Here is a 4,173-nt window from a genome sequence, read left to right as displayed (position 1 = left end):
CCACCCGCTGGAACAACTCCCACAACTCGTCCGGCACCAACCGCTCAACGATCCCCACCATGACTCACAGAATACCGAGTCACCCAAATGAGATGGCCTCTAATCGTCATCGACGACCTGTTCGAGCATTGGGCTATGGGGTTCACCGTCGTATTCCACCAGCAGCGCTACCGAATCAACGGCTTCTTCCCCGCTGCGTTCAGTACGCGCCGCGAGTCGGTTCGGTTCGAGAACCAGGACAGACCGCGCGTGACGACTGGTAGCACCGAAACGAGTACCCCTTCCCACTCCATGCGAGGGGCTGAGTCAGCTCCAGGATCCGGGCCCGGTATCCGGCAAGGTGCTCACCAATGTGTGATGACGCACCCGTACTGGGCGAGGGCGACGTTCCCGGACCGTGCGGTGTGAGTACGCCCCATCAAGCGGACGGCCTGCCACGAGGGCTCCTCCTATGCCTAGAAGGCTCGGACCAAGGCCGCGGCCTGCTCGGGCGTGTAGCCGAGGCCGTCAGCCTTCTCCTGCCAGCGGTCGCTGTGGAACCGCTGGTCCGCCTTCACCCGGACTTCGGCTCGGCCGACCACGGCAGGCCCTGGGCGAAGAGACCACGTTCGGCCTGTAGCGCGTCGAGCAGGACCTGGGGGAAGTAGGCACAGTCGAATGCCCTGTCTGGCGGAGGCCAAGGCCCGCCCGCTGCTGCTTTGGGCGGGCGGCCTGCTTTCGGGCGCACCGGCTTCGCGGCCCATGCTGCGGCACGATCAGGCGGTTGTGCCGCAGCGGAGCCCGCGCCTCTGTTGCTCCTTGTGCGTAGAGAGCGGACTCGGGCAGCTGAACCGGCGTCTTACCTCACGCCGCATCCGTGTCGAACACAGCATCGGCCACCTGAAGTACTGGCGAGCACTGGCACGCCATCTCGGCCGCCGAGAGCACATGGACGACACCGTCCAAGCCATCGCCGGCTTACTGTCCCAGCAGCAGACCGAAGACCGGTTCGTGGCTCGGCAGATGTAAGCACCGAGACCCCGCCGCCTCTCAGCAAGCCAGGCCAGGTGTCACCTATCCGTGCGGCAGTCCCCCCGGCACCCACCCGACTGGGCGTCAGTCAGCGACACGCTCACATCAACGTCTCACTGATCCAAACGAAACTGCATAGGGCTACTGTCAGGTCGGGCGCGGGCGTTCACACGGACATGGGTGCCTCCTGCGTCTCGCAGGGCCCCAGACGGCGGATCATTTCCTCACCCAGTTCCAGCAAGGTATGGAGATGTTCCCTGGCGAGCTCCTTGTGCCCTTCGTCGATCAGGTCTAGCGCGGCTTTCCCCGCAGCGAAGTAGTCACGAGTCCATTGGTGCAGAGGACTATGGGCTCGGCGGATGATGCGGCCGGCCGCTTTAGCGATCGCTGCAAGAAGGTCACCGTCGAGATCTACCAGGTCGGCATGTGCGACGGTCTCCTGTACCCGCCTTGAGGCATTTCCCTCTGACGCAGCCGATCGGTGGCCCCGCACTCCCGAAGAAATCCCAGCACGGCACGCTCGGCTTGCAGGGCCTGGCGGCCGGTCTCGAACTCCGTCACCATCTCTGTCACCCAGCCCTGCCGCGCGTGAGCCCTCAGCCGCGCCTCACGTGAAGCGGCACTCACCACGCCGACCTTGAGCGCAGCCAGTCTTTCGTGCCGTATGACGTACAGCAGAGCCGGTTCGTCGGCACGATCGTGGAAGTTGCCCCCAGCCACCCTGTCCCCCATCTCGTCGGCTCTGCAGACAGTACTGCCCGCCTCTGACAACGCCTCCTGCCCGCCGTTACCTCTCAGCGGCGCATGCCCCTTCTCACAGCCGCCCGCCGGGCGTTCGAGGTGCACGGCGAAGGATCTCTCGGCCAGGCGGAATGGAGCAGATCCGTGCCTTCGCCGACCTGATCGGGACCACTCTCGAGGGAGTCACGGCCAGTTCGAGGTGGAGGTGCCCGGCAGCCGCGCCGGGATCAATGCCCGGATGAGCACGCTCGACGACGCGCTGATCGTCAGTGCGGCCAGAGCTGCGGCGAAGGCGTCGCCTCGGCCCTGGGTCTAGTACACCGGCCGAGTGGTGAGGCCCAGTTGTTCCAGCTCGAAGCTGTCGATCGCCTTGGGCGGCACATCGAGGAGCTTGCCGATGGCTATGCCGAGGACTTCGACGTACCCCTACTTTCTTTTCTCACGGAGGCGTTCCTCAGCCGCGGCGTACAGGTCACGGCTGCGGTCGGCGAGGGGCTCGACCGCGACGCGAGACGCAGTCACGGCGCTCACCCCTCCATGCCTGACGGGAAGTTGGAACATGGCGGCGCGCCCTGGTTATACTACGGTCATCCGACTTGATCGGCTGGTTTGTAGAGAACCAGGAGACATCGACACCCGGGCCCGGTACCAGGCGTGTCGTCTTGCGGGTGTGGTGCACCTACTCTGCATAACAGTGGCAGCAGCGTTTCTTTGACGTGTGACCTAAGTGTCGACCGGTGCGACGTTGGGGTGATCCATGTCAAATTCTGGTCAGCGACGGGCTGCGCACATTCGCAAGAGCTACACCGACGAGTCGTATGAAGCGGCTTTTACTGGTATCGGTCGGAAATTGAAGGCTCCCCATGTGCCACCGGAGTTCAAGAACGTGGTGCCTTCGGAGTCGGACCCTCAGGCTTACGATCACGGTCTCGACTCTTGCGATGAGCTGCAGCTAAATTTCCGCTCAATTATGGCGCTCGGTCTATTTAATCGTGGCTCAATTGGTGCACCCCCCGGCAAGTGGGATCTAAGTACGCTCACATGGTACACAATCACGGTTTCCCCTCGGTGGAAGCAATTGGTGCTTATTACGAATGCGCCCGATAATGTGATGGAGCGAATTGTCCCTAGGGTCGATTCCCCCGTTATAGGAATTCCGGGGATGCGGCTACTGCGTTCCCATGGCCGCACATATGTAGCCCGCCACGTTCCTACCGGAGCCGAGATCGTCACCACGTCCCGATCGGATGGCAAATCGATCGGCGTTCATTACCCAAAATCTGCTCGCCTCCTGCCTATGTCGGATGTCCCGATGAATCGTGAAGAAGAGCGGCTAGTATCCGATCTTCCGTCGATGGCCAGAAACGCGCGCCGATTGCTGGCGGGGCTGGTGGCTCGCATGTCGACGAAAGACCCACGTAAAAGATGGGCAACGGGAAATTGGTACTGGGATCCCCTGGAGCGCCCGGAGAGTGAGCGTCGTCGCGTCGAGTGGCCTGAAAGGCGACTTTGGGGAGCCGGGTACGAGTGGGAATTGGAGTGGACCGGATTTCCCTACCCAGTCGACGTTGCTCGGTCTCTTACCGATCCCGTTATCGGTCTGCGCGGATCGCGACTCGGGAAGAACCGTAATTCCTACGAGGTGATCCTCGGAAGCTCCGTACTCAGGATAAATAAATGAGTTCAGCTCGGGTTGTTGCTTCGGAGGGGGCACTGCGTTGCCCGACCATCGGCTCTCCCGGGCGACGTCGCGCGGGCTGCGGACCGCCGCCGTCGCAGTGGATAGAGGAAAGCCGTCGCGTGTACGGGGGGCCGTGCGCGGGCTTAAGGGGCCGAGCGCGACGCACAGGCGACGCATCAGCCGGACGACGGCAGGCCCTTCTTGGGCATCTACATCTCAGGCGAAGACGACGAATGACGAAGAACTTGAAGGGTGTGCATCTAACACCCTGCTCCTGCAGAGTCGGCGCGGTCCTTTCGGAAAGCGGACGGTACCGGCTCTCAGACGGCAATTCGTGTTTACGTCTCGCCGTTGTCCATGCTGTTCGCATCTCGGATTGAGGCCCGATCCATGCCGCAGTTCATCGATGTGCCCGGTCTGGTCAGCTCAATCGTCGGTGCCGGCGTACTAGCGGGCGCCACCGCCACGTGGCGGTGGATGCGCGTCCGCGAAACCGGAGAGGGCGAAGACAGTACGCCGGTAGGAGGAGCCCGCTCACTCCGCCGTTACACCTTGCTGCGCACCGCTGGTGCTCACGGCAGCCCGGAGCAGTATGAGACCACCTGGCCCACAGGCACTGTCATCACCCACCAGGTGGACGGAGGGCACCCTCGGCGCTTCGAGCTGACCGATGTCCCGCTCGGCGATGGCACTTATGCCGCTGAACCGCTCGAATAGCGGTAGTTGACCGGTGAGGGACC

General features: G+C 63.0%; 3 protein-coding genes. 2 read left to right on the top strand and 1 reads right to left on the bottom strand.

Features of this window, described 5'->3' with window-relative positions; translation table 11 throughout:
- Positions 1 to 455: 455 nt before the first annotated feature.
- The gene (locus tag ACFWM7_RS34100; protein ID WP_383268322.1) at positions 456 to 581 is read right to left on the bottom strand and encodes a hypothetical protein; all 126 of its coding nucleotides are present in this window, start codon (positions 579 to 581) and stop codon (positions 456 to 458) included.
- Between the two features lie 1,513 nt (positions 582 to 2,094).
- On the opposite strand from ACFWM7_RS34100, the gene ACFWM7_RS34095 reads away from it, so the two are divergent.
- Entirely contained in the window at positions 2,095 to 2,352 is a 258-nt protein-coding gene (locus ACFWM7_RS34095; RefSeq protein WP_383268319.1) for a hypothetical protein, read from the top strand.
- 1,471 nt (positions 2,353 to 3,823) lie between these two features.
- Positions 3,824 to 4,150, top strand: coding sequence for a hypothetical protein (locus tag ACFWM7_RS34090; protein WP_383268318.1), 327 nt, complete (start codon positions 3,824 to 3,826; stop codon positions 4,148 to 4,150).
- Positions 4,151 to 4,173 lie beyond the last annotated feature (23 nt).

Source organism: Streptomyces sp. NPDC058375, assembly GCF_042723425.1.
Taxonomy (GTDB): domain Bacteria; phylum Actinomycetota; class Actinomycetes; order Streptomycetales; family Streptomycetaceae; genus Streptomyces; species Streptomyces durocortorensis.
This window is presented reverse-complemented; position numbering and strand designations above follow the sequence as displayed.

Bases quoted from the DNA above. Each gene is read 5' to 3' on its own strand.
- ACFWM7_RS34090 (WP_383268318.1), top strand. From the start codon at position 3,824: ATGCCGCAGTTCATCGATGTGCCCGGTCTGGTCAGCTCAATCGTCGGT.